Genomic DNA, 26213 nt, shown 5'->3' with positions numbered 1-26213 from the left:
CATGACCGACTACCTGAACTACACGACCGGCGAACCGGCCGTCGACACCAAGGCGCCCGCCGGCCCGATCCACGAGCGCTGGGACAAGCGCCGCTTCGAGGCCAGGCTGGTCAACCCCGCCAACCGGCGCAAGCACACGGTCATCGTCGTGGGCACCGGTCTGGCCGGCGGCTCCGCGGGCGCCACCCTCGCCGAACAGGGCTACCACGTCGTCCAGTTCTGCTACCAGGACTCCCCGCGCCGCGCCCACTCCATCGCCGCGCAGGGCGGCATCAACGCGGCGAAGAACTACCGCAACGACGGCGACTCGGTCCACCGCCTGTTCTACGACACGGTCAAGGGCGGCGACTTCCGGGCCCGCGAGTCCAACGTGCACCGCCTCGCCCAGGTCTCCGTCGAGATCATCGACCAGTGCGTGGCCCAGGGTGTGCCGTTCGCCCGCGAGTACGGCGGCCTGCTGGACACCCGCTCGTTCGGCGGCGTGCAGGTGTCCCGGACGTTCTACGCCCGCGGCCAGACCGGCCAGCAACTGCTGCTGGGCGCCTACCAGGCGCTGTCCCGGCAGATCGCGGCCGGCAACGTGGAGATGCATCCGCGCACCGAGATGCTCGACCTGATCGTCGTCGACGGGCGGGCCCGGGGCATCGTCGCCCGGGACCTGATCACCGGGAAGATCTCCACGTACTTCGCGGACGCCGTCGTCCTGGCGAGCGGCGGCTACGGCAACGTCTTCTACCTGTCGACGAACGCCATGAACTCCAACGCCACCGCGGTCTGGCGGGCCCACCGGCGCGGCGCCCACTTCGCCAACCCCTGCTTCACCCAGATCCACCCCACCTGCATCCCGCGCACCGGCGACCACCAGTCCAAGCTGACGCTGATGAGCGAGTCGCTGCGCAACGACGGCCGGATCTGGGTGCCGAAGGCCAAGGGCGACGACCGCCCCGCGAACCGGATCCCCGAGGACGAGCGCGACTACTACCTGGAGCGCATCTACCCGTCCTTCGGCAATCTGGTCCCGCGCGACATCGCCTCCCGCGCCGCGAAGAACGTCTGCGACGAGGGCCGCGGCGTCGGCCCCGGCGGACAGGGCGTGTACCTCGACTTCGCCGACGCCATCGAGCGCATGGGCCGGGCTGCGGTCGAGGCCAAGTACGGCAACCTCTTCGACATGTACCAGCGGATCACCGACGAGGATCCGTACGAGGTGCCGATGCGCATCTACCCCGCCGTGCACTACACGATGGGCGGCCTCTGGGTCGACTACGACCTGCAGACCACCGTCCCCGGCCTGTTCGCCGTCGGCGAGGCCAACTTCTCCGACCACGGAGCCAACCGGCTCGGCGCCTCGGCGCTGATGCAGGGCCTGGCCGACGGCTACTTCGTGCTCCCGGCCACCATCAACGACTACCTGGCGCGCAACCCGCACCAGGACCCGGTGACCGGCGAACACCCGGTGGTGCAGGAGGTGCTGGCCGAGACGGAGGACCGGCTCAACCTGCTCCTCGCCGTCGACGGCGACCGCACCCCCGACTCCTTCCACCGTGAACTCGGCGAACTGATGTGGGAGTTCTGCGGAATGGCGCGCACCGACTCCGGTCTGCGCAAGGCCCTGGAACGCATCCCGCAGATCCGTGACGAGTTCTGGCGGCGCATCAAGGTGCCCGGCACCGGCGAGGAGTTCAACCAGTCGCTGGAGAAGGCCAACCGGATCGTCGACTACCTGGAGCTCGCCGAGCTGATGTGCCTCGACGCGCTGCACCGTGCCGAGTCCTGCGGCGGTCACTTCCGCGAGGAGTCGCAGACCCCCGACGGCGAAGCGGCGCGCAGGGACGACGAGTTCGGCTACGCGGCCGCCTGGGAGTTCACGGGCACCGGCTCCGCTCCCGTCCTGCACAAGGAAGACCTGGTCTTCGAGTACGTCCACCCCACCCAGCGGAGCTACGCATGAAGCTCACCCTGCGCGTCTGGCGGCAGAAGAACGCCGACGCCGACGGCGCGATGTCCACGTACGAGGTGGACGGCATCTCCTCGGACATGTCCTTCCTGGAGATGCTGGACACCCTCAACGAGGAGCTCATCCTCAAGGGCGAGGACCCGGTCGCCTTCGACCACGACTGCCGCGAGGGCATCTGCGGCGCGTGCTCGCTCGTCATCAACGGCGACGCGCACGGCCCGGAGCGCACCACCACCTGCCAGCTCCACATGCGGTCCTTCAAGGACGGCGACGTGATCGACATCGAGCCCTGGCGGGCCTCGGCCTTCCCGGTGATCAAGGACCTGGTCGTCGACCGGTCCGCGTTCGACCGGATCATCCAGGCCGGCGGCTACGTCACGGCACCCACGGGCTCGGCGCCGGAGGCCCACGCCACGCCGGTGCCCAAGCCGGACGCCGACCTCGCCTTCGAGCACGCGGAGTGCATCGGCTGCGGGGCCTGCGTGGCCGCGTGCCCCAACGGCGCGGCGATGCTGTTCACCTCCGCCAAGGTCAACCACCTGGGCGTCCTGCCGCAGGGCGCGCCCGAGCGGGAGACCCGGGTGCTGGACATGGTGGCCCAGATGGACGCCGAGGGCTTCGGCGGCTGCACGCTCACCGGTGAGTGCGCGACGGCCTGCCCGAAGGGCATTCCGCTGATGTCCATCACCGGCATGAACAAGGAGTGGCTGCGCGCCACCCGCAAGGCGGCCAAGCGGTAGCGCGCACCACGGGACGTTCGCCGTACAGGGGCGGACGGGCGGGGCCGGGGACGGTGCTCATCCCGGCCCCGTCTGGCTTTCCCGGCCGGACGCTCCACCGCGCCGTTCAGCAACCCCACACCCGCGCTCCCGCCACCGGTCACGCACACGCCAACCGGCATCGGAAGAACAGGAGCGGCAGCCCGGAACGCCGGACTGCCCTGCTGCCGACCCGGCCCGTGACCAGGGAGTGAGCCATGACCGGCGTCACCACGCTCGACCGTCCTTCGCAGCCCGCGGCCCCCACCCGCTACACCGTCACCCTCGCCCGCGACGAGGACGACGTCCGCGCCGCCCAGCGGCTGCGGCACGACGTGTTCGCCGGGGAGCTCGGCGCCCTGCTGACCACGCCGCAACCGGGACTCGACGTCGACCCGTTCGACGCGTACTGCGACCACCTGCTCGTCAGCGACACGGTCACCGGCCAGGTCGTCGGCACCTACCGGCTGCTGCCGCCGGAACGGGCCGCGGTCGCCGGACGGCTCTACTCCGAGGGCGAGTTCGACCTGACCGCGCTCGACGGACTGCGGCCCGGGCTGGTGGAGGTCGGCCGCTCCTGCGTGCACCCCGACCACCGCGACGGCACGGTCATCGGCCTGATCTGGGCCGGGATAGCCCGCTACATGGTCGACCGGGGCCACGAGTGGCTGGCGGGCTGCTGCTCCGTACCGCTCGCCGACGGCGGCAAGCAGGCCGCCGCCACCTTGGAGCGGGTGCGCGCCAAGCACCTGGCACCCGAGGAGTACCGGGTACGCCCGCTCCTGCCGTGGGCGCCGGCCATCGAGGCGCCGGCCGGACGCGGCGAACTGCCCGCGCTGCTGCGCGGCTACCTCCGGCTCGGCGCCTGGGTGTGCGGTGAGCCCGCGCACGACCCGGACTTCGGGGTCGCCGATCTGTACGTGCTGCTGTCGATGCGCCGGGTCAACCCGCGCTACCTGCGGCACTTCCTCTCTCTCGTGCCGGCCTGATGAGCGCCTGGCTGCCCACCGCGCCCTGCACCCCGGCCGCCTGCCTGGAGCCGGCCGGGCCCACCGTGGCCGCGCCCCGGGCCGTGCTGCGGCTCGCCGTGCTCGCCGCCCTGGTGCTCGCGGGGGTCGCGCTGTCCCCGCTCGGCGGCCTGTTCCCGGCCGGCTGGGTCAGGAGCTGGTGCCGGGCGGTCGTGCGGGCCGCGGGCGTCCGGATCCGGTTCACCGGTTCCGCGCCCGCCGAGGGCGGCGTCCTCCTGGTCGCCAACCACATCTCCTGGCTGGACATCCCGCTGCTCGCGGCGGTGCGTCCGGCCCGGATGCTCGCCAAGTCCGAGATACGGCGGTGGCCCGTGGCGGGCGGGCTGGCCGCGCGGGGCGGGGCCCTGTTCATCGAGCGGGACCGGCTGCGCGCCCTGCCGGAGACCGTCGCCCGGATCGGCGCGGCACTGCGGGCCGGTGCGGCCGTCGCGGTGTTCCCGGAAGGCAGCACCTGGTGCGGGGGCGCCCGGGGACGCTTCCGCCGGGCCGTCTTCCAGGCGGCGCTCGACGCCCGCGTGCCCGTGCAGCCGGTGCGCCTGAGCTATCGGGACGCCGGGGGAGGGGCGGCCACGGCGGCGGCGTTCGTCGGCGAGGACACCCTGTTCGCCTCGCTGTGGCGGGTGGCCTCCGCGAGTGGCCTGGTCGCCGAGGTGGAGGTGCGCCCGCTCATCCCGGCCGGCCGCCACCACGACCGGCGGGCCCTCGCCAGGGCCGCCGAACCCCGGCCGGCCACCCGGACCTCGGTCATCCATCGGACCCCAGGCGGCCACGGAGCGCCGGCCGTACGGCGGGCACCGGCCGCGTCCGGTGCCGGTGGCCTGATCGTCAATATGTGACAAAAGGGGTATATGGCGCTCAGTGGGGCACTCGGGAACGAGTACGTCACTACTCACCGAGGAGCGTGCGCCCATGCACACGGGAACGCTTCTGGCCATGTCCACGGGAACGCTGCTGGCGATCATCATCCCGATCGTGGTGGTGCTCGTGATCATCGGCCTGATCGCCATGGCCGTCTCCCGGATGCGCCGCCGGCGCCTCCGGGAGCGCTTCGGTCCGGAGTACGAACGCACCGTCGAGGGATCGGGTGACCGGCACTCCGCCGAACGCGAGCTCAGGGACCGCGAACGGCGGCACGACGCCCTGGAGATCAGGCCGCTGCCACCCGTCTCCCGTGACCGCTACTCGCGGGAATGGGGCGACGTCCAGCGGGAGTTCGTCGACCGCCCGCAGGACGCCGTGCACGACGCGGACCGGCTGGTCACGTCGCTGATGCGCGAACGGGGTTACCCGACCGAGGGCTTCGAGCAGCAGACGAGGGACCTCTCGGTGGAGCACGGCCGCACCCTGGAGCACTACCGCGCCGCCCACGAGGTGGAGTCCCTCAGCACAGAGCGCCAGGCGACGACCGAGCAACTGCGGGGTGCCATGGTGCACTACCGCGCCCTGTTCGACGAACTGCTCTCCGACGGCGGCGGCCGGGCCCACGCCCGGACCTGACGCCCGCACGACCCGCATGGAGGAACACCGTGCACAGCAACGAGGAAACGCGCAGCACGACGGGCGGCCTGTCCACCGGGGACCTGGCTCAGCCGGCCGGGACCCGTACCGAAGGAGAGGCGGGCGCGACCACCTCGCCAGCCCCCACGTATCCGGGTGAGGGCACCGAGCAGACCGGGACGCGGCCCACGGGGGCCGAGGCCGAAGGAACCGGTGCCCCGGCCACGGACCGGTCCGAGGCAGCCGGGGCCGGGGCCGGGCCGGGCGGCGGCACGGATGCCGCCCAGGGGGCCGGCGCGCCGTCCGAGCCCGCCCGCGCCCCGGGCGCGTCCGACGACGAGACCCCGCAACTGCTGACCGACGGCGAGGAGCAGGGCTTCCGCGACCGCTGGCAGACGATCCAGGGCAGGTTCGTGGACGACCCCCGGGAGGCCGTGCACGACGCCGACGCCCTGGTGGCGGACGTCATGCGGACCTTGGCCACCACCTTCGACCAGCACAAGAAGGGTCTGGAAGGGCAGTGGAGCCAGGGCGAACGGGTCGACACCGAGGAACTGCGCGGGGCGCTGCGCCGCTACCGCTCCTTCTTCAACCGGCTGCTCAGCACCTGACGTCCGGCCCCCGGCCGCTCGGCGCCTGACGTCCGGCGACCGGCCGCTCGGCACCTGACGTCCGGCCCTCGGCCGCTCGGCACCTGACGTCCGGCCCCCGGCCGCTCGGCGCCTGATGTCCGGCGACCGGCCGCTCAGCGCGCCGTGTCCCCGCCCAGCGCCCGGGCCAGGTGGGCGGCCGTCGCGCTGCCCTCGGCCCGGGCCACCTCGGCCGGGGTCCCGGCCGCCACGACGCGCCCGCCCCGGTCGCCGCCGCCCGGCCCCAGGTCGATCACCCAGTCGGCGCCCGCGACGACCGTCATGTCGTGCTCGACCACGACCACCGTGTGGCCCGCGTCGACGAGCCCGTGCAGCCGGCCCATCAGCACCTCGACATCGGCCGGGTGCAGTCCGGTCGTCGGCTCGTCCAGCAGGTACAGGGTGTGGGCGCGGCGGCCGCGCTGCAGCTCGCTCGCCAGCTTGATCCGCTGGGCCTCCCCGCCGGACAGCTCGGTGGCCGGCTGCCCCAGGCGCAGATAGCCGAGCCCCACGTCGAGCAGCGTGCCGAGACTGCGGGCGGCGGCCGGGGTGTCCGCGAAGAACTCCGCGGCGCTCTCGACCGTCAGGTCCAGCACCTCGGCGATGTTCCGCCCCCGGTAGTCCACTCGCAGCGTTTCCGGGTTGTAGCGGGCGCCCGCGCAGTCCGGGCAGGGCGCGTACGTGCTCGGCAGGAACAGCAGCTCGACACTGACGAACCCCTCGCCCTGGCAGGTCTCGCAGCGGCCGCCGGTCACGTTGAACGAGAACCGGCCCACCCCGTACCCGCGGGCCCGCGCCTCGTCGGTGGCGGCGAACACCTTCCGTACGACGTCGAACAGGCCCGTGTACGTGGCCAGGTTGGAGCGCGGAGTGCGCCCGATCGGCTTCTGGTCCACCCGGACGAGCCGGCCGACCGCGTCCTGTTCCTCCGTGAACTCGCCGACCAGTGTCGACTTCCCCGAACCCGACACACCGGTGACGGCGGTGAACGCGCCGAGCGGGAAGGCGGCCGTCACCCCGCGCAGGTTGTGCCGGGTCACGGGGCCCAGCGTCAGCCAGCCGCGCGGCCGGCGGACCGCACGCGCCGGACCGGGCGGCCCGGCGAACAGGTAGCGGGCCGTCGCCGAATCGGCCACCGGGGCGAGGCCCGCCACCGGGCCGCTGTACAGCACCCGTCCGCCGTGCTCACCCGCGCCGGGGCCCACGTCCACCAGCCAGTCGGCGCCCCGCACCACCTCCAGGTGGTGCTCCACCACGAACACCGAGTTCCCGGCCGCCTTGAGCCGCTCCAGCACCGTGATCAGCGCCTCGGTGTCCGCCGGGTGCAGCCCGGCCGAGGGTTCGTCCAGCACGTACACCACCCCGAACAGCCCGGACCGGAGCTGGGTGGCCAGCCGGAGCCGCTGCAGCTCACCCGCGGAGAGGGTGGGCGTGGCCCGGTCCAGGCTGAGGTAGCCGAGGCCCAGCTCGATCACCGGCGCGATCCGGGAGTTCAGGTCCTCGGTGAGCACGCGGGCGGTCTCGGTGCCGTCGTGCGGCAGCCCGCACAGGTCGGTCAGCGGCAGGGCCGCCAGTTCGGCGATGGTCCGGCCGGCGAAGGTCACCGCCAGCGCCTCGGGCCGCAGCCTGCTGCCGTCGCACGCCGGGCAGGGGGTGCTGGTCAGGAACCGCTCCGCCTTGGCCCGCAGGGTCGCGGACCTGGTGTCGGAGAACGTCTTCATGACGTACCGGCGGGCGCTGGTGTACGTGCCCTGGTACGGCCGCTGGATCCGGTCGGCGTCCCGCACCGGGTGGACGGTGACGACCGGCTGCTCGTCGGTGAAGAGGATCCACTCCCGGTCCCCGACGGGCAGCTCGCGCCAGGGCCGGTCGACGTCGTACCCGAGGGCGTCGAGGATGTCGCGCAGGTTCTTGCCCTGCCAGGCGCCCGGCCAGGCGGCGATCGCGCCCTCGCGGACGGACAGCGAGGGGTCGGGGACCAGCAGCTCCTCGGTGGTGCGGTGCACCCGTCCGAGGCCGTGGCACTCCGGGCAGGCGCCCGCCGCCGTGTTGGGCGAGAAGGCGTCCGAGTCGAGCCGCTCGGCACCGGGCGGATACTGCCCGGCGCGCGAGAACAGCATGCGCAGGGAGTTGGAGAGGTTGGTGACCGTGCCCACGGAGGAGCGTGAGGACGGGGCCGAGCGGCGCTGCTGGAGCGAGACCGCCGGCGGCAGTCCCGTGATCCCGGCGACCCGGGGTGCCCCGACCTGGTGGATCAGTCGCCGTGCGTAGGGCGCGACCGACTCGAAGTAGCGCCGCTGCGCCTCGGCATAGACGGTGCCGAACGCCAGGGACGACTTGCCCGAGCCGGACACGCCGGTGAACACGGCCAGCACGTCCCGGGGGATGTCCACGTCGACACCCTTGAGATTGTGCTCGCGGGCACCGCGGACGCGGACGTGGGGATCATGGGGGCTGTGCATCGGGGCGATGTTAGTCCGCCCCGTTCGTCAGGTCTGCGGGGGCCGGTCCTGGGGCTTGCCGAACTCGTCCCGCATCTTGTCCTGGCCGGTGTCGACCTGGGACTGGTACTTGTTCCCGGTCCGCTGGTCGATGTAGTCGCCGCCCTTGTCGACGCCCTTGTTGGCCATGTCCTCGTGGCCCTTGAGCATCCCTTTGATCTTGTCCATGAAGGACATGTCGGCACTCCTTGTCGTCGAGGCTTCCTCCCCAAGCCTTACCGGCGCGGCCCGGTAACGCATCTCGGGGCGTCTTCACCCCTTACCGTGCATACCTGCAGCATATATGTGATTTTGAGGCATATCTCTGCCCGTCGCGGAAAGGGCCGCCCATGAGCACCCCCGGTTTCGGTTTCGGACGCAGTCCGTTCGAGGAGTTCGACGAGCTGATGTCCCGCTTCTTCGGCGGGACCGGCGGGCCCGGCGGCCCGGCGGCGTCCGCCCGCCGGCCCCAGCGCGTGGACATCGGCAGCCTGCTGTCCGAACGGGCACGGGACCTGGTGGCCGGAGCCAGGGACATCGCCGCCGCCGAGGGCAGCGACGAACTCGACGCCCGCCACCTGCTGGCCGCCGCCACCGAGCACGACTCCACCCGCCGGCTGCTCACCGCCGCGGGCGCCGACCCCGACCGCATCCGCGAACGGCTCGCCGCCCCCGCCGCGAGCGCGAAGAGCGAGCCCGCCACCCTGACCCCGGCCGCCAAGCGCGCCCTGCTCGACGCCTACCGCGTCTCCCGCGCCGAGGGAGCCTCCTACATCGGCCCCGAGCACCTGCTGCGCGCCCTCGCCGCCAATCCGGAGTCGGCGGCCGGGCAGGCCCTCGGCGAGGGCGGCTGGGAGCCGGCCCGGGTGCCCGCCGAGAGCGCGGCCGAGCGCAAGGAGCCGAGCAGCACGCCCACCGTCGACGAGTACGGCCGGGACCTCACCGAGGACGCCCGCGACGGCCGCCTCGACCCGGTGATCGGCCGGGACGAGGAGGTCGAGCAGACCATCGAGGTGCTCTCCCGACGAAGCAAGAACAACCCGGTCCTGATCGGCGACCCCGGCGTCGGCAAGACCGCGGTGGTCGAGGGCATCGCGCAGCGCATCGTCGCCGGTGACGTGCCGAAGACCCTCGCCGGCAAGCGGCTGGTCTCGCTGGACCTGGCCGGCATGGTGGCCGGCACCAGGTACCGGGGCGAGTTCGAGGAACGGCTGAAGAAGCTCCTCGACGAGGTCGGCCGGCACAGCGACGAACTGGTGCTGTTCCTGGACGAGTTGCACACCGTCGTCGGAGCCGGCGGCGGGGGCGAGGGCGCCCTGGACGCCGGCAACATGCTGAAACCGGCCTTGGCGCGCGGGGAGTTGCACCTGATCGGCGCGACCACCGTGGACGAGTACCGCAGGCACATCGAGAAGGACGCGGCACTGGAACGCCGGTTCGCGCCCATCCTGGTCGGCGAGCCGAGCGTGGACGACACCATCGAGATCCTGCGCGGACTGCGCGACCGCTACGAGGCCCACCACCAGGTGCGCATCACCGACGAGGCGGTCGTCGCCGCGGCCGAGCTGTCCGACCGCTACATCCCCTCCCGCTTCCTGCCCGACAAGGCCATCGACCTGATGGACCAGGCCGCCGCCCGGGTGCGGCTGCGGGCCAGGACCCCGCTCGCGGACACCCGGGCGGCCGAGGACCGGCTCGCGGCCCTGAACCGGGAGAAGGACCAGGCGGTCGCCGACGAGGAGTACGAGCGGGCCCGGGACCTGCGCGACCGGATCAAGGAGACCGAGGCCGAGCTGGCCGACGCGAACAAGGCGGAGGAGCAGGCCCCGAAGGTCACCGCGGAGGACATCGCCCAGGTCGTCTCGCGCACCACCGGCATCCCGGTCGCCCAGCTCACCGAGGAGGAGCGGGAGCGGCTGATGAGGCTGGAGGAGCACCTGCACCAGCGGGTCGTCGGCCAGGACGAGGCGATCACCGCCGTCGCCCGCGCCGTACGGCGGGCCCGGGCCGGCATGAGCGACCCGGACCGGCCCGTCGGCAGCTTCCTCTTCCTCGGCCCGACCGGCGTCGGCAAGACCGAGCTGGCCCGCGCCCTCGCCGCCGCCCTGTTCGGCGACGAGGGCCGCATGATCCGCCTCGACATGAGCGAGTTCCAGGAGCGGCACACCGTCTCCCGGCTGGTCGGCGCCCCGCCCGGGTACGTCGGCCACGAGGAGGCCGGCCAGCTCACCGAGGCCGTGCGCAGGCAGCCGTACGCCGTGCTGCTGCTGGACGAGGTGGAGAAGGCGCACCCCGACGTCTTCAACACCCTGCTCCAGCTCCTGGACGACGGCCGGCTCACCGACTCCCGGGGCCGCACCGTTGACTTCAAGAACACCGTGGTCGTCATGACGTCGAACATCGGCGCCGACCGCATCCTGGCCGCCGGCACCGAGGACTACGCCAAGGTGCGCGAGGCGGTCATGCCGGTGCTCCAGCAGCACTTCCGGCCCGAGTTCCTCAACCGCATCGACGAGATCATCGTCTTCCGCGGCCTGGAACGCACCGAGCTGCACCAGGTCGTGGACCTGCTGCTGGAGCACACCCGGCGCCGGCTGCACGCCCAGGACGTCACCATGGAGGTCACCGACGCGGCCGCGGAGCTGCTGGCGAACCTCGGGTACCAGCCGGACTTCGGCGCCCGCCCGCTGCGCCGCACCATCCAGCGCGAGGTGGACGACCGCCTCGCCGACCTGCTGCTCTCCGGCGGTCTGACCGCGGGCGACCGGGCGGTGGTGGACGCGGCCGACGGCTCGGTGGCGATCCGCGCGGAACAGCCGGCCCCGGCGGGGGACTGAGCCCTCAGCGGCCGGGCGCGAACAGGGCGGCGAGCCGCCGGTAGGAGTCCAGCAGCGCGGCGCGGTCGTACGTGCTGGTGGTGACGAGGACCTCGGCGGCGCCCGTCTCCTTCAGCACCGTCTCCAGCTCGTCGGCGACCTGGTCGGCGGTGCCGGCCAGGTGACCGGCGAGCGCCGACTCGTAGAGGTCCCGTTCCTTCGCGGTCATCGCGCGCGCTTCGGTCTCCCCGGCCGGGGCCAGTGGCGGGAAGGTGCCGTGGGTCCGCGAGTACGCCGTGGCCCAGGCCTCCGGGACCAGCAGCCGCCGCGCCTCCTCGGCGGTCCCGGCGACCGCGACGGTCCCGGAGATCACGACGTGGGGCTCGGACGCCCAGGGCGAGGGGCGGAACAGCGAGCGGTACTCGTCGATGCCGCGCATCATCCGCTCGCGGCGCCGCAGGTCCCCGATGACCACCGGCAGCCCGGCGCGGGCCGCGATCCGCGCGCCCTCGCCCATGGCCAGTACGAACGGCGGGACCCGCAGCCCCTCGGCCGGGCGGGCGCGCACCCCGGTGGGGGAGGTTCCCGCGAACCAGCCGAGCAGCTCACCGAGCTGGGCCGCGAAGTCCCCGGCGGCGTCCTTGTCCCGGCCGAGCGCCCGGCGGACCCCGTCCGTGAACCCGACGGAACGGCCGAGCCCCATGTCGATCCGGCCCGGGAACAGCGCCTCCAGCACACCGAACTGCTCCGCCACGACGAGCGGCTGGTGGTTGGGCAGCATCACCCCGCCGGTGCCGACCCGGACGGTGCGCGTCGCGGCGGCCACCGCGGCGGCCAGCACGGTCGGCGCGGAGCCCGCGACGCCGGGCACGCCATGGTGCTCCGACACCCAGAAACGGTGGTAGCCGAGCGCCTCCGCCTCCCGTGCCAGCGCGACGGTGTCCCGCAGCGCCTCGGCGGGCGGACGCCCCACGCGGATGCGGGAGCGGTCGAGGACGGAGAACCTGGTCCGGGCGATCACTGCACTCACGCAGGGTTCAACACCGCCGGGGCGCCAGGATTCCCGGCCCGGCTCTCACCGTGCGGGTCTCACCGTCCCGTCCGGGTCCGCGCGCCCCGGGGGGCGCGGATCATCTGCAACTCCAGTGCGAGCGGCGGCTCGGCCGCACCGGGGCCGCCCGCCCGCGCCCACTCGGCCACCTCGGACGTGCAGTCGTCGTCCAGGGCGAAGCCGATCCACACCGGCGCGCCACCGCCCCGCCGGCCCTCCGCCGACGGCCGCACGACCATGACGTTCGCCTGGTCGCACGGCCCGAGGCAGTCGCTCGTGCGCACCTCGAAGCCGCCCTCGGCGGCCGCGGCCCGCAACCGGTCGAGCTGACCGACCGGATCGGTGCCGGGCTGCTTGGCCGGATCGCCGCAGCAGCAGCCCCGGCAGACGACGACGGTGCAGGGGCGGGCGAAGAGGCGGGGCGAGGAAGGCATGGGAGAAGCATGCGGCCCTCGGTCCGGGGCAGTTGACGCCGGGGTGGCTAAGGTGACCGGGTGACAGACAGCAGCGCGCGCCCGGTCGCCGTGTTCGACCTCGACAACACCCTGGCCGACACCGCCCACCGCCAGCACTTCCTGGAGGGCCGCCCGCGCGACTGGGACGCCTTCTTCGCCGCCGCGGCCGCGGACCCGCCGCTCGCCGAGGGGGTGACGCTCGCGCTGGAGACGGCTCGCGAGTGCGAGATCGTCTACCTCACCGGGCGGCCCGAGCGGTGCCGGCGCGACACCCTGGACTGGCTCGCGGCCCACGGACTGCCCGAGGGCCGCGTGCACATGCGGAGCAACTCCGACCGCAGGCCCGCCCGGTTCACCAAGCTGGAGATCCTGCGCCGGCTCGCCGGGGACCGGCGGGTCCGGGTCCTCGTCGACGACGACGAGCTGGTGTGCGACGACGCCGAGCGCGCCGGGTTCACCGTCGTGCGGGCCCGCTGGGCCGACCGGTCCGCGGCGCTGGAGGACGCCCAGGAGCGCGAGGGACGTACCTGAGGGACCGCGAGGGGGTCTCGGAAGGTCCTGGTCGCTACTCGGCGCCGTCCTCGATGCGGAAACCCACCTTCAGGCCCACCTGGTAGTGCTCGACCTGGCCGTTCTCGATCTGGCCGCGGACCTGGGTCACCTCGAACCAGTCGAGGTTGCGCAGGGTCTGGTCGGCGCGCGCGATGGCGTTGCGGATGGCCTGGTCGAGGCCCTCGTGGGAGGTGCCGACGATCTCGGTGACCCGGTAGGTGTGGTTCGACATACGGGGAGCTCCTCTCCGCCGTGAGGAGCCGCGCGGCGGCGTGCCTCACGTCCGGCGCGACCGGTGTGTCACGCCGTACTCCACCGTGCCGTATCCCCGCCCGGCGCGCGAGGCGTCGCCTCCGTACGCCCCGTAGCGCTTGACCTACGCATTGGTCCATACCAAAATCCAGCACACCCGTGCGAACGCGTGCGTTCGTCCCCCCACGTCGGGCCCCTCCCCCTGTCCGCAACCGCGCAGGCCAGACAGAACAGGACCCCTCGTGAGACGTCGTCTGCTCGCCCTCCTCTGCGTCACCGGCTCCCTCGTCAGCGCCTGCGGCGTCCTGCCCGGGCACGACCGGCAGACGGTCACCGTGTGGCTGATGAAGGACAGCGCCTCCGAGGACTTCCTGCGGCGCTTCACCGAGGACTTCCAACGCACCCACGACGACCTGCGGCTCGACATCCGCATCCAGGAGTGGACCGGCATCGTGGAGAAGGTCCGCAAGGCGCTGAGGGGTGACGCGGAGGACGGTCCCGACGTCATCGAGGTGGGCAACACCCAGGTCCCGCTCTACGTCGAGGACGGCCGGCTGACCGACCTGACCCTGGAGTCGATGCGCGACTGGGGCAAGGAGCACTGGCTGCCCGGCCTCGCCGAACCCGGCAAGGACGGCAACAACCAGTACGGCGTGCCCTGGTATGCGGCCAACCGGGTGGTCGTCTACCGCAAGGACCTCTTCGAGCGGGCCGGCATCACCTCCCCGCCGAAGACCCGCGACGAGTGGCTCGCCGACACCCGGAAGCTCGACTCGGGCGGAAACCAGGGCATCTACCTGGCCGGGCAGGACTGGTACACCCTCTCCGGCTTCATCTGGGACGAGGGCGGTGAACTCGCCGAGAAGAAGGACTACGAATGGCGGGGCACCCTGAACACCCCCGCCGCGCTGCGCGGCATGGACTTCTACCGCCGGCTCCAGGCGCTCGGCGAGGGGCCCGTGGACTCCGACGAGGAACACCCGCCCCAGGCCGGAGTGTTCGCGGGCGGCAAGGTCGCCCAGATCATCGCGGTGCCGGGGCTCGCCCAGTCGATCGTGCGGGAGAACCCCGGACTGAAGGGCAAGCTCGGCTTCTTCCCGGTGCCCGGCAGGACCGCCGCCCGGCCCGGTGTCGTCTTCACCGGCGGCTCCGACCTCGTCGTACCGCGCAACACCGGCGACCAGTTCGCCGCCACCGCCGTCGTCGGAGCGCTCACCGGCGCCAAGTGGGACACCGAACTCGCCCGCACCATGAACTACGTGCCCAACAAGACCACCCTGGCGGACGCGGTGGCCGGCGAGGAAGGGGTCGCCGCCATGGCGGCGGGCGCCGCGCACGGCAGGGCGACCCCCAACACCCCTCAGTGGGCCGCGGTCGAGGCCGACAACCCGATCAAGGGGTACATGACCCGGGTGCTCGGCGGGGCCGACCCGGCGAGCGAGGCCCGCCGGGCCGACCGCGGGATCACCGAGGCTCTGGCCGACAACCTGGGCTGACCTATCGCACCACGCTCAGCGACAGCGCGAACCGGTCCTCGGCATCCGTCCACCAGTGGGTCAGCTCGAGACCGGTGGCCGCGAGCTCCGCGGCGATGCCCTCCCGGCGGAACTTCGCCGACACCTCGGTGCGCATCTCCTCACCCGCCGCGAAGTCCACGGCCAGGTCCAGCGCGGGCACCTTGACGGTCTGCGCGGTCCGCGAGCGCAGCCGCATCTCGATCCACTCCTGTTCCCGGTCCCACACGGCCACGTGCTCGAAGGCGTCCGGCTCGAAGTCGGCGCCCAGTTCACGGTTGACGACCGTCAGGACGTTCTTGTTGAACGCGGCCGTCACCCCGGCCGCGTCGTCGTACGCCCGGACCAGCACCCGCTCGTCCTTGACCAGGTCCGTGCCGAGCAGCAGCCCGTCGCCCGGGGCGAGCATGGAGCGGACGAGCGCGAGGAACTTCGCCCTCTCGGCGGGCAGCAGGTTGCCGATCGTGCCTCCGAGGAAGGCCACGAGCCGGGGGCCGGGTGTCCTGGGCAGTTCCAGCGGGGCGGTGAAGTCGGCGATCAGCGCGTGCACGTCGAGTCCGGGCCGCTCCGCGATGAGCGCCTGCCCGGCCTGGGCGAGGGCGCTCTCGCTGACGTCGACCGGGACGTACGCCTCCAGCGAGGTGAGCGCGTCGATGAGGTAGCGGGTCTTCTCCGATGAGCCGGAGCCCAGTTCGACCAGGGTGCGGGCGCGGCTCGCGGCGGCGATCTCACCGCTGCGGGCGACGAGGATCTCGCGTTCCGCACGGGTGGGGTAGTACTCGGGCAGATCGGTGATCCGCTCGAACAGCTCGCTGCCCAGGGCGTCGTAGAACCACTTCGGCGGCAGCGTCTTGGGGGTGACGGTGAGGCCGTGCCGGACGTCGGCGCGCAGCGCGGCGTCGGTCGCGTCCTCGGGGAGTGTGCGGGTGACGTGCAGGGGACTCAACGGCAGGGCTCCTTCAGGGATGACGCCGGATCCTCGAGTGGGGCGAGGAGCACGCCGGCGCGGCTCGCGGTGAGCACGGTGCGGTCGGGAACCTCCTGCCAGAGCGGGTCGTCGTCGTACGGCTCCGACGCGACGACCGTGCCCAGGCCGGGCTCCGTGCGGTACCAGAGGCTGTCTCCCCAGGCGGTGGCGGCGATGGTCTCGCCGTCGGTGAGCAGCAGATTGAGGCGGGACGCGGGTGCCGCCGCGGCGAACCGGCGGACGGTGTCACCGAGGGCCTCCGCGGGGTCGTCGCCGGAGCGCAGCCGGTGCAGGACCAGCGCCCAGACGAACGCCGAGTCGGTACGCGCCTGGAGCGAAAGCAGTTCGACGGGGGGCAGCCCGGACACCAGGTGCGCGGCCGAGTCGGGCCAGCCGGCGATCGCGCCGTTGTGGCTGAACAGCCAGCGTCCGGCGGCGAAGGGCGCGGCCGCCGCCTCGGCGTCCGCGCCCGCGAGGGTGGCGTCGCGCACGGCGGCGAGCACCGCGCCGGCGCGCACCACCCGGGCCAGGTCGGCGAAGGACAGGTCCGCCCAGATCGGCCCGGCCCGCCGGTAGCGGGCCGGGGCGGGATCGTCCGGGGCGTACCAGCCCACCCCGAAGCCGTCGGCGTTGACCGTGCCGTACCGCTGCCGGCGGGGCTCCCACGACTGCCGGTACAGGCTGTGCGGGGGCTCCACCAGGAGTCGTCCGAGCGGCTGTTCCGGCCCCAGGTAGGCCAGGTGACGGCACATCAGACGGCCTCCGAGCGGGCGGTGCGGAACCCGGAGAAGATCTGCCGCCGGATCGGGTAGTCCCAGTTGCGGAACGTGCCCCGGCAGGCGACCTTGTCCACGGCGAACGAACCGCCGCGCAGCACCTTGTACTCGGCGCCGAAGAACACCTCCGAGTACTCCTTGTACGGGAACGCCGTGAAACCCGGGTAGGGCAGGAAGTCGCTCGACGTCCACTCCCAGACGTCACCGATCAACTGCCGCACACCAAGCGGGGATTCGCCGTCCGGGTAGCTGCCGGCGGGGGCGGGCCGCAGGTGGCGCTGGCCCAGGTTGGCGTGCTCGGGGGTCGGGTCCGCGTCGCCCCACGGGTAGCGCCGGGAGCGGCCGGTGGCCGGGTCGAAGCGGGCGGCCTTCTCCCACTCCGCCTCGGTCGGCAGCCGGCGCCCGGCCCAGCGGGCGTAGGCGTCCGCCTCGTACCAGCACACGTGCAGCACCGGCTCGTCGGCCGGCACCGCCTCGCTGACGCCGAAGCGCCGCCGCAGCCACTGGCCGCCGTCCCGCCGCCAGAACAGCGGGGCGGTGAGGCCGTGCCGCCTGATGTGCGCCCAGCCCTCCGGGGTCCACCAGCGCTCGGTGCCGTAGCCGCCGTCCTCGATGAACGCCTGGTACGCCGCGTTCGTGACCGGGGTCGTGTCGATCCAGAAGGGCGCCACGTCCACCGGGTGCGCCGGGCGTTCGTTGTCCAGCGCCCAGGGCTCGGCGGAGGTTCCCATGGTGAACGGGCCGCCGGGGACCAGGACTTCGGCCGGACCGGTGAACAGCGGGGCCGGTCCGGGATCGGGTGCGGTCAGGACCGCGGGGCCCGCGCGTAGCTGATGGGTGATCAGCATCGTTTCGTCGTGCTGCTGTTCGTGCTGCGCGATCATGCCGAAGGCGAAGCCGGCATCGGTCAGCCGGCTGCCGTGGAAGTCCGCGGCCTCCAGCAGGTCGAGGGCCCGCCCGCGCACGTCGGACGCGTATCCGCGGGCCTCGGCGGGCGGCAGCAGCGGCAGCGAGGGGCGTTCGGCGCGCGAGTGCTCGAAGGCGTCGTACAGGCCGTCGATCTCGGGCCGCAGCGCCTCCCGGCCGCCGACCGCCCGCAGCAGCCACAGCTCCTCCTGGTTGCCGATGTGGGCGAGGTCCCACACCAGGGGCGACATCAGCGGCGAGTGCTGGGTGGTGAGGTCCGGGTCCTCGACGCAGTCCGTCAGCAGTTCGGTGCGGGCGCGGGCGGCGGTGAGCGAGGCGACCGCGCGCTCGCGCAGCGCCTCGGTGTCCGCCTCGGTGGCCGTGGCCTCGGTCTCGGGGGCGGTCATGTGCGGATGTCCTTCCTCCCGTGGGCCGCGCGGCGGTCGGTGCCGCGCAGACTCTCCAGCAGGTCGTCGGCCGGGCAGCGGCCCCGCGCGACATGGCGGTCCAGGTACGCGGCGACGGCGTCGACGACCGCCGGCGCGGCGCCGAGCCGGGGCAGGGCCAGGAGCGCCGCCGAGAAACAGGCGACGGCGGCCTCGCGCAGCTCGGGATCGGTGAGCCCGTCCCGCGCCGCGTCGAGCCACAGCGGATTGTGCGGGGCCGGCAGGTTCATGGCCCGCTCGGCCAGCGGTTTGACCGCCTGGTGCGCGGACTCGGCGGCCTCGGGGTCGTCGAACAGCGCCGCGGTCACCGCGAGCGGCACGATCCAGCCGTCGTCCCCCGGCTGCGCGTCGATCATGCGCAGCTCCAGGTGGCCGCGCGGCCGGACCGGCGGGAACAGGGTGGTCAGGTGGTAGTCGAGATCCGCCCGGGTGGGCGGCCTGGGGTTCCGCGCACGGGTCCACTCGCGGAAGGTGAGGCCCTCGGGGACCTCCCACGGGCCGCTGTCGCGGCGTACGCACATCACCGGGGAGTCCAGCACGTGCCGGGCCCAGGCGCCCCTCGGTTCCCCGTCCGGCGGGGGAGCGCCCGCGCGGCCCGCGCCGATCTCCGTCCAGTGCAGCTGCCGGGTGGACCGCCAGCCGGTGGGCCGCCGTCCGACCAGCGGGGAGTTGGCGAACGCGGCCACCAGGACCGCGCCGAGCTGGTGGGCCAGCCACCAGCGCTGTCCGAGGCCCATGACGCCCGGGTCGTCGTGCCCGGCGTCCACGCACACCTGGACGGAGGCCGAGGCGCACATCATGTGCCGGCCGGCCGCGCCGGTGCGGTCCAGACAGGCCTCCATGGCGTCGTAGCGCGGTTCGCGCAGGAACCGGCGGGGTGTGCGCCAGGGGTCGTGGCCGACGCCGAGGAGCCCGAGTCCGTCCTTCGCGAGGACGGCACGCACGGTCTTCAGATCGGCGGAGACGGTGTCCACGCACTCCATCAGGGAGGCGGCGGGCGGCGAACTCAGCTCCAGCTGGCCGCCGGGCTCGATCGTGAGGGGCGAGCGCAGCGGCACGGTCCGCAGGGTGGCGTAGGCCGCTTCGAGTCGTTCGGGTGTGACCGGGAGCTGCGGCTGCCGCAGCTCTTGGACGAGCCATTCCACTTCGACCCCGACGGTGCGGGGCGGCCCTGTCTTGAAGCAGATGCCCCTGACCAGGGCCTCCACCTCGGCTTCGGTGACGGCGTCGCGGTGCTCCGTACAGTCACCGCAATCGCTCTTCGAGTCGGACATGTCGGGATCCTCCTGAGATTCCACCATGCCACCGGTCCGGCCCACGCTGGGCCCGGACAGGCACCCGTCCACCCAAGACCCTCGAGCCGATTCGCACAAGGGTGCCCATGGGGACGTTCCGGATCGGTAACCTCCGTCTCCTTCCGCGTTCCCCGGCCGTTCCGTGCCCCGGGAAACTCCGTTGCACCGCATCCCAGCATCACCCAGGATGCGTGCATGAGCACGACGGGGGAGACCGCGCGGGCCGCGGTCGCGGCGCCCACGGGGGTGGCGCCGTGAGCGCGCGCCTGCGCGGTCTGGCCGCGGAGACCGAACGGATCGTGGCGGCGGGTGCGTACCGCGCGCCCGACGGCCGTGAGGTGAGGCTGGCGGCCGCCGTCGAGGCCGCCCGGGCGGGCACCCGGTTGTACGGACCCGGGCCGGTGCCGGTGGCCGCGGCCGCCGACGCGGAGCCCGTCTTCGAGGTCACGGGCGAGAGCAGCACGGAGGCCGCCCGCCGGCTGGCCGACGCGCCGGTCGCCGTCCTCAACTTCGCCTCGGCCCGCAATCCGGGCGGCGGTCACCTCAACGGCGCCCAGGCCCAGGAGGAGGCCCTGTGCCGGGCCTCGGCGCTGTACCCCACCGCGATCCGTTCTACACCGATCGGGTGATTCACTCCCCGGCCGTCCCGGTGTTCCGCGACGACCGGGGCACGACTCTCGCGCGGCCGTACCTCGCCGGGTTCCTCACGGCGGCGGCTCCGAACGCGGGTGTCGTGCGGCGTACGGCCCCCGAGCGGGCCGGTGAACTCCCGGCCGCCCTCGCCCGGCGGGCCGAGCGGGTCCTGGAGACCGCCGCCGCCGAGGGCTACCGGCGGCTGTTGCTGGGTGCCTGGGGCTGCGGCGTGTTCCAGAACGACCCGGCACAGGTCGCCGAGGCCTTCCGGGTGTTGCTCGGACCCGGTGGGCGGTTCGCGCGGACGTTCGAGCACGTGGTGTTCGGCATCCTGGACCGCACCCCGGGGGCGGCCGTCCGGGAGGCCTTCGCGCGAAGGTTCCCGGAAGGCGCGCGCTCGCTCACCGGCCAGGGGCCGTCCGGCCCGGTCGCCGGTCAGGGGCCGTAGGGACCGTCAGGTCCAGCCGTACCGCTCGTGCAGCCGCTGCCGGACGAGGTTGAAGCGCATCCGGTCCAGCGCGCACGCCTCCCGGCGCATGCCGTCCTCGTGCAGCCGCAGCACCCGGTCCACGTCCACCCACGAGTCACGGCCCGACCGGTCCCAGGGGCCGCTGCCGATCGCCACCCACTCGCGGTCGCCGTCGTGCCGCTTGCTGGACAACTGGACCGCGAGGAAGGTACCCGCCGGCTCGCGGGCGACCACCAGCACCGGCCGGTCCTTGCCGCGGCCGTCGTTCTCCTCGAACGGCACCCAGGTCCACACGATCTCGCCCGGGTCGGGGTCGCCGTCGTGGGCGGGGGAGTACTCGGTACGCACCCGGCCGGCCCCGCGCGGGTCGGCCTCGGCGGTGGCGTGGGGGCCGAAGCGGCCCGGGACGTTCTCATCGGTAGGCGTGCTCACGGAGAGCACCCTAGGGCCTGTCGTGAGCACGTCGGGAGCGCGGGGGCCGCGCCGGGCGGGCGGCCGCACGGGCCATGGCGAACGGGATTGCGCGGCTGGGTGGTTCCCGGCCCGGGCCGCGGTCGCGGGCACGGTCGCCCGCGCCCGGCCTGTCAGGCGGACGCGCCGCCACGCGACTTGATCTGCATGCCGGGCCGGCGGCGGTGCACGGTCAGGTAGGCGAGGCCCGAGGCGCCGGCGGTGATGCTGCGCGTGGAGCCGTGCGGCAGCCACAGCAGCGTTCCCTCGGCGAGCTGCTCGGGTTCGTCCCGGGCGCCCTTGCCGACCACGCCGTCCCCGGAGACGACCAGGACCAGCACGTCCAGGTTCGGCTCGGTGTGCGTGTCGACGCGCCCGCCCGGGGCGAGCCGGACGACGTTGGCGTCGAGCTGGCGTCCGCCCTCGGCCAGCTTCCACAGCACCCCCGACGGGACCGGTGGGTCGGAGGCCAGGGCGCGAGCGTCGCACAGGACGCGCGGATCCGGCCCCGCCCTCCAGCCGGCCTCGGCCCCGGTCTCGGACGACGGCGTCATGCGCACCCCTCGCTGTTTCGGCTTCCGCGGCCCACCCTACAATTACTCCAAGTAGGTTTCGTGAAAAATACCCGCAGGTGGAAGTGGGTGATAGACGGTGACCGCACGACAGAGCCCGCGCCGCCGGGAGGTGCTGGAGGTGCTGCGGACCGCGCCGGCACCGCTCGGGGTGGCGGCGGTGGCCGAGCGGATGGGCGTCCACCCCAACACCGTGCGGTTCCACCTGGACGCGCTGGTCGCCGAGGGACTGGTCGAGAGCGGCACCGAGGCGCCCTCGGGGCCCGGCCGGCCCCGTACCTCCTACAGCGCGCGGCCCGGCATGGACCGCGGCGGTGCCCGCGGCTATCCGCTGCTGGCGCGCATGCTGCTCAGCCGCTGGGCGTCCGGCGACCCCGCCGACGCGCGCACGGAGGCGGTGGAGACCGGCCGGGCCTTGGGCCGGTTCCTGGTGGACCCGCTGCCGCCCTTCGAGCCGCCGACCGCCGAGCGCTCGGCGGCCCGGCTCGTCGGCCTGCTGGACGACATGGGCTTCGCCCCGCGGCCGGAGGGCGCGCCCGGACCGGACGGGCCACCGGCCCGGATCCGGTTGCGGCACTGCCCCTTCCTGGAACTCGCCGAGGAGTACGGCCGGTTGGTGTGCCCGCTCCATCTCGGCCTGATGCAGGGCGCGTTGGCGGGGCTCGGCGCGCCGCTGACCGCCACCGGCCTGGAACCCTTCGCCGAGCCCGACTCCTGCCTCGCCCACCTGGGCGTGGCGGCCGCCGCAGAGCAGAAAGAGGCAACCCCCCGATGAACACCGCGTCGGCCGCCACCGCGAGTGCGGTGGTGTTCGTCTGGCTCGGAATGGTGCTGGCGATCTCCTTCCTGGAGGCGCCGCTGAAGTTCCGCGCGCCGGGCGTGACCATACCCATCGGCCTGGGCATCGGCCGGCTCGTCTTCCGGGCCCTGAACGCCGTCGAGACCGCCCTCGCCGTCGTCGTGATCGCCGCCGTCGCTCTGGGCGGCCCCACGGCCGGGACCGTGGGGCCGGCCGCGGCCGTCGCCGTACTCCTGGCCGCCCAGCTCGTCGTCGTCCGGCCGCGTCTCAACCGCAGGTCCGACCGGGTGCTGGCGGGCGAGGACCTGCCCCGCTCCCGCGGCCACCTCTGGTACGTGGCGCTGGAACTCGCGAAGGTCGTGGCCCTGTTCGCGCTGGGCATCGCGCTGCTCAGGGGATGACAGGGGATGACAGGGGGTGACAGTGGGTGACGCGGCGGCCGGGGCCCCCGGTGAGGGACCCCGGCCGCCGGGCCGTCTCCGGCGGGACCGCTAAGCCTCCTGCTCCACCGGCACCTTCTGCGGCGCGGGCGGCACCGCCTCGTTGAGCGACGGCGAAGTGCCCTGCGCGCCCGGCCCGTTGGGGTTCATCGCCCCGAGCAGCTGACGGGCGAGGCCGAGGCCGGTGCCACCCATGGTGAGCGCCTTGGCGAACAACTCGGCCATGCCGTCGGCGCCGTTGAGCAGCACCATGTTGTCCACGTTGCCGAACGCGGACGCGCCCGCCTGGACGATCTCCGGCCAGTTCTCGGCGAGCTGCTGAGCGACGACGGCCTCCTGGTTCTCCGCCAGGGCGGCGGCCCGAGCCTTGATGGCCTCCGCCTCGGCGAGACCCTTCGCCTTGGTCGCCTCCGCCTCCGCGAGACCCCTGGCCTGAGCGGCGGCGGCCTCCGCCTCACCGGTGGCCCGGGTCGCCGAGGCCGAGGCCGCGCCCCGGGTCTTGGTCGCCTCGGCCTCGGCGCCCGCGGCCGCCTTGACCCGAGTGGCTTCCGCGGCCGCCGCGAGTTCCGTCTCCTTCGCCTTGGCCTGGGCCGCCGAGATCCGCGCGTCGCGCTCGGCCTCGGCCAGGGTCCGCTTCTCGTAGGCCCGGGCGTCGGCCGGCTTGCGGACGTCCGCCTGGAGCTGCTGCTCACGCCGGTGCGCCTCCAGCTCGGCGACCCGGGTCTCCTGGACGACGACCTCCTGCCGGGCGGCGGCCGCGGCGAGCGGACCGGCCTGCTGGGCCTTCGCCCCCGCCTTGTCCCGCTCGGCCTGGTAGCCGGCCTGCAGGATCTCGCTGTCCCGGGTGGCCTCCGCCATCCGGGCGAACGACTGCTGCTCCGCCTCCGTGGCAAGCCGGTTCGCCTCGGCCTGCGCGATGCGCGCGTCCCGCTGCACGGCCGCCGCGTGCGGCATGGCCAGGTTCTGGATGTAGCCGGTCGGGTCCTCGATCTCGTGGATCTGCAGCGAGTCGACGATCAGGCCGAGCTTCTCCATCTCCGTACCGCACGCCGCCCGGGTCTGGCCGGTCAGCTTCTCCCGGTCGCGGATCATGTCCTCGACCGTCAACCCGCCCACGATGGACCGCAGATGACCGGCGAAGACGTTGTGCACCCGCTCCGACATCAGCCTCTGCTGGTCCAGGAACCGGCGGGCCGCGTTCGCGATCGACACGAAGTCGTCGCCCACCTTGAAGATGACCACGCCCCGCACCTTCAGCGGGATGCCCTGGTGGGTCACGCAGTCCACCTGCAGCTCGGTCTCGTTCAGATCCAGGGAGAGCTTGCGCACCGCCTGCACACCGGGCAGCACCAGCGTGCCCCGCCCGGTGACGATGCGGAACCCCATGCCCTCCTCGAGTCCCTCGGTACGGTGCTTGGACCCGGAGATGATGAGTGCCTCGTTCGGCTCGGCGACCCGCCACATCATCTTGAACAACCCGATCAGCACGAGAACGGCAACGACGACCGCCCCCGCGACGACGCCGACGACCACCGGCACTCGCCCCCTTTGCATGGTGCCCTTTCGGCACCGAACGAAGGGAGTGTGCGCCTGCCGCGACGCGCCGAGAAGCCATCGGCGCATCCTTGTCGCAATCTTGACGCATACGCCCCTCACCTGGGGCGCCGTACGCTCAACTGTCGTACGCGGCCGTGACGTACACCGTCCTCGGCGGCAGGTGCTCCACCACCATCACCACCGTTCCCCGCTCCAGACGGGCCGTGCCGTCGGCGGCGTACGCGAGGAAGTGCTCGGCGCCGCCGCGTACCCGGACGATCACCTCGCCGACCAGACCCGGCCCGATCGTCCCCGTCACCCGTCCCATGAGCCCGATCATCGACGCATCCTCCATGGCCACAGGGTACGGGCGGAACGCCCCTCCGCTCCCGGGCGGTTCGGGCCCGTACGCCCGGACCGCCCGCGCGCGGCGCCGTCAGACCACCCGGGCGTCCGGCTCCGCCACCGGCGGCCACAGCTCGTGCCAGCGCAGTTCCGACTCCAGCTGGGCGGCCACGGAGACCAGCAGCGGCTCGGCGGCGGCGGGCCCGAGCAACTGCGCGCCCACGGGCAGACCCCCACCGACGAACCCGGCGGGCACGTTGACCCCGGGCCAGCCGAGGACGTTCCAGGGCCAGGCGTACGGACAGGCGGCGATCATGGCGCGGTCCGTGGCCAGGCCGCCGAGCCCGGACAGGGCACCGATCGCGGGCGGGGGAGCGGCGGTCGTCGGGGTCAGCAGCACGTCGTACGAGTCGAAGAAGGCGCCGATCCGCCGGTGCAGGACGGCCTCCGCGCGCCGGGCGGCCCGCAGCGGGGCGCCGCCGAGCAGCCGGCCCAGCCGGGCCGCGCCCCGGGTGCGCGGATCGAGCAGCGCCAGGTCGGGAGCCTCGCGTACGTAGTCGGCGATACCGGCGGTGGCCCGCGGTACGAAGGTCAGCCCGATCTGCCCGTAGGGCGGATCGGCCTCCTCCACGGTGTGACCCAACGCGGCCAGTCGTTCCGCGAGTTCGAGGACCCGGGTGCGGACCTCGGGGCGCAGGCGCGCTGGTACGGCGGTGAACGGGGGCTTCAGCGACAGGGCGACGCGCAGCCGGCCGGGGTCGCGGCCGACCGCCTCGGACACCGTGATCGCCGGCGGCCGGTGCGGGTCCCGGGCGTGGTTCCCGCCGGCCGCGTCCAGCAGCAGGGCCGCGTCGGCGACCGTGCGGGCCAGCGTGCCGTTCACCGTGATGCCGTGGAAGGCCTCGCCGCGCGGCCAGGTCGAGATGCGCCCGCGCTGTGGCTTGATCCCGATCAGATGGGTCCAGGAGGCCGGGATCCGCACCGATCCCGCGCCGTCGGAGCCGAGCGCGGCCGGGACCAGACCGGCGGCGACCGCGGCGGCCGAACCGCCGGACGAGCCGCCGGGTGTGTGTCCGGTGTGCCACGGGTTGCGGGTCTCCCCGAACGCAGGTCCCTCGGTGAACGGCCACTGCCCCAGTTCGCAGGTGTTGGTCTTGCCGACGATCACCGCGCCGGCCGCCCGCAGCCGGCGTACCGCCTCCCCGTCCGCCGCGGCCGGCGGGAACTCGCCGCGGCAGCCGAAGGCGGTCGGTTCGCCCGCCACGTCCATGTCGTCCTTGACCGCCACCGGCACCCCGAGCAGCGGGCGGCGCACGCCGGCGGCCAACTCCCGGTCGGCGGCGTCCGCTTCGGCGAGCGCGGCCTCGGCGCGCACCACCCGGAAGGCGTTCAGGGTCGGCTGGGTGGCCTCGATCCGGGCCAGGGCCAGTTCCACCAGCGCGCGCGAGGTCACCTCCCCGGCGGCGAGCGCGCGGGCGGACTCCGCGAGTCCTGCGGCACGGTCGGGCGTCATTGCGGGGCACCTCCGGGAGCCTCCGGGCACGATGTCTACCGAACGGTAGCCTCGGCACCGGGGCGGTCGTACAGCTT

General features: G+C 73.7%; 25 protein-coding genes and 1 pseudogene. 12 read left to right on the top strand and 14 right to left on the bottom strand.

The genetic code is table 11. The features are described 5' to 3' along the window. The first annotated feature begins 1 nt into the window (after position 1). The 6 genes from ABZ478_RS25110 (at position 2) to ABZ478_RS25085 (ending at position 5851) form a co-directional block, all read left to right on the top strand. Positions 2-1951, top strand: a complete 1950-nt coding sequence (locus tag ABZ478_RS25110) for a fumarate reductase/succinate dehydrogenase flavoprotein subunit (protein ID WP_359552901.1) — start codon at positions 2-4, stop codon at positions 1949-1951. Beyond that, positions 1948-2697: a succinate dehydrogenase/fumarate reductase iron-sulfur subunit gene (locus tag ABZ478_RS25105; protein WP_359552900.1), complete on the top strand. Its 750-nt coding sequence runs from the start codon at positions 1948-1950 to the stop codon at positions 2695-2697. The genes ABZ478_RS25110 and ABZ478_RS25105 overlap by 4 nt, the downstream gene beginning before the upstream one ends. 236 nt (positions 2698-2933) lie before the next feature. Continuing rightward, the gene (locus ABZ478_RS25100; RefSeq protein WP_359552899.1) at positions 2934-3704 is read left to right on the top strand and encodes a GNAT family N-acyltransferase; all 771 of its coding nucleotides are present in this window, start codon (positions 2934-2936) and stop codon (positions 3702-3704) included. After that, positions 3704-4579 (top strand): lysophospholipid acyltransferase family protein, encoded by an 876-nt coding sequence (locus tag ABZ478_RS25095; RefSeq protein WP_359552898.1) that lies wholly within the window; start codon positions 3704-3706, stop codon positions 4577-4579. The genes ABZ478_RS25100 and ABZ478_RS25095 overlap by 1 nt, the downstream gene beginning before the upstream one ends. A gap of 97 nt (positions 4580-4676) precedes the next feature. Beyond that, positions 4677-5240 (top strand): hypothetical protein, encoded by a 564-nt coding sequence (locus ABZ478_RS25090; RefSeq protein WP_359552897.1) that lies wholly within the window; start codon positions 4677-4679, stop codon positions 5238-5240. Positions 5241-5269: 29 nt separating this feature from the next. Next, positions 5270-5851, top strand: coding sequence for a hypothetical protein (locus ABZ478_RS25085; protein ID WP_359552896.1), 582 nt, complete (start codon positions 5270-5272; stop codon positions 5849-5851). A 134-nt stretch (positions 5852-5985) separates the two neighbouring features. On the opposite strand, the gene ABZ478_RS25080 is transcribed toward ABZ478_RS25085, so the two are convergent. Beyond that, positions 5986-8331: an excinuclease ABC subunit UvrA gene (locus tag ABZ478_RS25080; RefSeq protein ID WP_359552895.1), complete on the bottom strand. Its 2346-nt coding sequence runs from the start codon at positions 8329-8331 to the stop codon at positions 5986-5988. Between the two features lie 27 nt (positions 8332-8358). After that, positions 8359-8547: an antitoxin gene (locus ABZ478_RS25075; RefSeq protein WP_359552894.1), complete on the bottom strand. Its 189-nt coding sequence runs from the start codon at positions 8545-8547 to the stop codon at positions 8359-8361. Positions 8548-8699: 152 nt separating this feature from the next. On the opposite strand from ABZ478_RS25075, the gene ABZ478_RS25070 reads away from it, so the two are divergent. Then, positions 8700-11186 (top strand): ATP-dependent Clp protease ATP-binding subunit, encoded by a 2487-nt coding sequence (locus tag ABZ478_RS25070; RefSeq protein WP_359552893.1) that lies wholly within the window; start codon positions 8700-8702, stop codon positions 11184-11186. Between the two features lie 4 nt (positions 11187-11190). On the opposite strand, the gene ABZ478_RS25065 is transcribed toward ABZ478_RS25070, so the two are convergent. Beyond that, positions 11191-12195, bottom strand: a complete 1005-nt coding sequence (locus ABZ478_RS25065; RefSeq protein ID WP_359552892.1) for an MsnO8 family LLM class oxidoreductase — start codon at positions 12193-12195, stop codon at positions 11191-11193. 59 nt (positions 12196-12254) lie between these two features. Then, positions 12255-12650 carry a (2Fe-2S) ferredoxin domain-containing protein gene (locus ABZ478_RS25060; protein WP_359552891.1) on the bottom strand — a complete coding sequence of 132 codons (396 nt, stop codon included), beginning with the start codon at positions 12648-12650 and terminating at the stop codon, positions 12255-12257. A 60-nt stretch (positions 12651-12710) separates the two neighbouring features. On the opposite strand from ABZ478_RS25060, the gene ABZ478_RS25055 reads away from it, so the two are divergent. Next, the gene (locus ABZ478_RS25055) at positions 12711-13202 is read left to right on the top strand and encodes a hypothetical protein (RefSeq protein ID WP_359552890.1); all 492 of its coding nucleotides are present in this window, start codon (positions 12711-12713) and stop codon (positions 13200-13202) included. Between the two features lie 34 nt (positions 13203-13236). Here the strand turns inward: ABZ478_RS25055 and ABZ478_RS25050 are convergent, their stop codons facing one another. Next, positions 13237-13455, bottom strand: a complete 219-nt coding sequence (locus ABZ478_RS25050) for a dodecin (RefSeq protein ID WP_359552889.1) — start codon at positions 13453-13455, stop codon at positions 13237-13239. 262 nt (positions 13456-13717) lie between these two features. Here ABZ478_RS25050 and ABZ478_RS25045 point away from each other — a divergent pair, with 262 nt between their 5' ends. Further along, positions 13718-14971, top strand: a complete 1254-nt coding sequence (locus ABZ478_RS25045; RefSeq protein WP_359552888.1) for an extracellular solute-binding protein — start codon at positions 13718-13720, stop codon at positions 14969-14971. Position 14972: 1 nt separating this feature from the next. On the opposite strand, the gene egtD is transcribed toward ABZ478_RS25045, so the two are convergent. Genes egtD through egtA form a run of 4 tightly spaced genes read right to left on the bottom strand, consistent with a single transcriptional unit; the run spans position 14973 to position 19358 of the window. Continuing rightward, complete coding sequence (gene egtD, locus ABZ478_RS25040) at positions 14973-15935, bottom strand: L-histidine N(alpha)-methyltransferase (RefSeq protein ID WP_359552887.1); 963 nt, start codon at positions 15933-15935, stop codon at positions 14973-14975. Beyond that, positions 15932-16708, bottom strand: a complete 777-nt coding sequence (gene egtC / locus ABZ478_RS25035; protein WP_359552886.1) for an ergothioneine biosynthesis protein EgtC — start codon at positions 16706-16708, stop codon at positions 15932-15934. Before egtC ends, egtD begins: the two co-directional genes overlap by 4 nt. Next, a complete protein-coding gene (gene egtB / locus ABZ478_RS25030) occupies positions 16708-18045 on the bottom strand; it encodes an ergothioneine biosynthesis protein EgtB (RefSeq protein WP_359552885.1) in 1338 nt (445 codons plus the stop codon). Before egtB ends, egtC begins: the two co-directional genes overlap by 1 nt. Continuing rightward, positions 18042-19358, bottom strand: coding sequence for an ergothioneine biosynthesis glutamate--cysteine ligase EgtA (gene egtA / locus ABZ478_RS25025; protein ID WP_359552884.1), 1317 nt, complete (start codon positions 19356-19358; stop codon positions 18042-18044). Before egtA ends, egtB begins: the two co-directional genes overlap by 4 nt. 275 nt (positions 19359-19633) lie before the next feature. Here egtA and ABZ478_RS25020 point away from each other — a divergent pair. Further along, positions 19634-20460, top strand: a pseudogene (locus tag ABZ478_RS25020) (TIGR02452 family protein). A 6-nt stretch (positions 20461-20466) separates the two neighbouring features. Here ABZ478_RS25020 and ABZ478_RS25015 read toward each other — a convergent pair. Continuing rightward, positions 20467-20913, bottom strand: coding sequence for a type II toxin-antitoxin system PemK/MazF family toxin (locus ABZ478_RS25015; RefSeq protein WP_359552883.1), 447 nt, complete (start codon positions 20911-20913; stop codon positions 20467-20469). A gap of 152 nt (positions 20914-21065) precedes the next feature. Next, entirely contained in the window at positions 21066-21485 is a 420-nt protein-coding gene (locus ABZ478_RS25010; protein ID WP_359552882.1) for a cupin domain-containing protein, read from the bottom strand. 97 nt (positions 21486-21582) lie between these two features. On the opposite strand from ABZ478_RS25010, the gene ABZ478_RS25005 reads away from it, so the two are divergent. Then, positions 21583-22278, top strand: a complete 696-nt coding sequence (locus tag ABZ478_RS25005) for a helix-turn-helix domain-containing protein (protein WP_359552881.1) — start codon at positions 21583-21585, stop codon at positions 22276-22278. Beyond that, positions 22275-22703 (top strand): hypothetical protein, encoded by a 429-nt coding sequence (locus ABZ478_RS25000; protein ID WP_359552880.1) that lies wholly within the window; start codon positions 22275-22277, stop codon positions 22701-22703. The genes ABZ478_RS25005 and ABZ478_RS25000 overlap by 4 nt, the downstream gene beginning before the upstream one ends. A 90-nt stretch (positions 22704-22793) precedes the next feature. Here ABZ478_RS25000 and ABZ478_RS24995 read toward each other — a convergent pair whose 3' ends face one another. From ABZ478_RS24995 to ABZ478_RS24985, 3 genes are all read right to left on the bottom strand, one after another. Beyond that, complete coding sequence (locus ABZ478_RS24995; protein WP_359552879.1) at positions 22794-24296, bottom strand: SPFH domain-containing protein; 1503 nt, start codon at positions 24294-24296, stop codon at positions 22794-22796. A 118-nt stretch (positions 24297-24414) separates the two neighbouring features. Next, positions 24415-24633: a hypothetical protein gene (locus tag ABZ478_RS24990; RefSeq protein WP_359552878.1), complete on the bottom strand. Its 219-nt coding sequence runs from the start codon at positions 24631-24633 to the stop codon at positions 24415-24417. Between the two features lie 81 nt (positions 24634-24714). Next, positions 24715-26136, bottom strand: coding sequence for an amidase (locus ABZ478_RS24985; protein ID WP_359552877.1), 1422 nt, complete (start codon positions 26134-26136; stop codon positions 24715-24717). Between the last annotated feature and the right edge of the window lie 77 nt (positions 26137-26213).

Origin of the sequence: Streptomyces sp. NPDC005706 (assembly GCF_040631045.1) — a bacterium.
Taxonomy (GTDB): Bacteria; Actinomycetota; Actinomycetes; order Streptomycetales; family Streptomycetaceae; genus Streptomyces.
The sequence above is the reverse complement of the archived record's forward strand: the minus strand, read 5'-3'. Positions and strand labels throughout refer to the sequence as shown.

Excerpts from the sequence above, each read along its gene's own strand:
- ABZ478_RS25080 (WP_359552895.1), bottom strand. The coding sequence starts at position 8,331 with ATGCACAGCCCCCATGATCCCCACGTCCGCGTCCGCGGTGCCCGCGAG.
- ABZ478_RS25060 (WP_359552891.1), bottom strand. The coding sequence starts at position 12,650 with ATGCCTTCCTCGCCCCGCCTCTTCGCCCGCCCCTGCACCGTCGTCGTC.
- egtB (WP_359552885.1), bottom strand. The coding sequence starts at position 18,045 with ATGACCGCCCCCGAGACCGAGGCCACGGCCACCGAGGCGGACACCGAG.
- ABZ478_RS25100 (WP_359552899.1), top strand. The coding sequence starts at position 2,934 with ATGACCGGCGTCACCACGCTCGACCGTCCTTCGCAGCCCGCGGCCCCC.
- ABZ478_RS25110 (WP_359552901.1), top strand. The coding sequence starts at position 2 with ATGACCGACTACCTGAACTACACGACCGGCGAACCGGCCGTCGACACC.
- ABZ478_RS24995 (WP_359552879.1), bottom strand. The coding sequence starts at position 24,296 with ATGCAAAGGGGGCGAGTGCCGGTGGTCGTCGGCGTCGTCGCGGGGGCG.
- ABZ478_RS25070 (WP_359552893.1), top strand. The coding sequence starts at position 8,700 with ATGAGCACCCCCGGTTTCGGTTTCGGACGCAGTCCGTTCGAGGAGTTC.
- ABZ478_RS25000 (WP_359552880.1), top strand. The coding sequence starts at position 22,275 with ATGAACACCGCGTCGGCCGCCACCGCGAGTGCGGTGGTGTTCGTCTGG.
- ABZ478_RS25075 (WP_359552894.1), bottom strand. The coding sequence starts at position 8,547 with ATGTCCTTCATGGACAAGATCAAAGGGATGCTCAAGGGCCACGAGGAC.
- egtC (WP_359552886.1), bottom strand. The coding sequence starts at position 16,708 with ATGTGCCGTCACCTGGCCTACCTGGGGCCGGAACAGCCGCTCGGACGA.
- ABZ478_RS25090 (WP_359552897.1), top strand. The coding sequence starts at position 4,677 with ATGTCCACGGGAACGCTGCTGGCGATCATCATCCCGATCGTGGTGGTG.
- ABZ478_RS24985 (WP_359552877.1), bottom strand. The coding sequence starts at position 26,136 with ATGACGCCCGACCGTGCCGCAGGACTCGCGGAGTCCGCCCGCGCGCTC.
- ABZ478_RS25050 (WP_359552889.1), bottom strand. The coding sequence starts at position 13,455 with ATGTCGAACCACACCTACCGGGTCACCGAGATCGTCGGCACCTCCCAC.
- ABZ478_RS25010 (WP_359552882.1), bottom strand. The coding sequence starts at position 21,485 with ATGACGCCGTCGTCCGAGACCGGGGCCGAGGCCGGCTGGAGGGCGGGG.
- ABZ478_RS24990 (WP_359552878.1), bottom strand. The coding sequence starts at position 24,633 with ATGGAGGATGCGTCGATGATCGGGCTCATGGGACGGGTGACGGGGACG.
- ABZ478_RS25095 (WP_359552898.1), top strand. The coding sequence starts at position 3,704 with ATGAGCGCCTGGCTGCCCACCGCGCCCTGCACCCCGGCCGCCTGCCTG.
- ABZ478_RS25105 (WP_359552900.1), top strand. The coding sequence starts at position 1,948 with ATGAAGCTCACCCTGCGCGTCTGGCGGCAGAAGAACGCCGACGCCGAC.
- egtA (WP_359552884.1), bottom strand. The coding sequence starts at position 19,358 with ATGTCCGACTCGAAGAGCGATTGCGGTGACTGTACGGAGCACCGCGAC.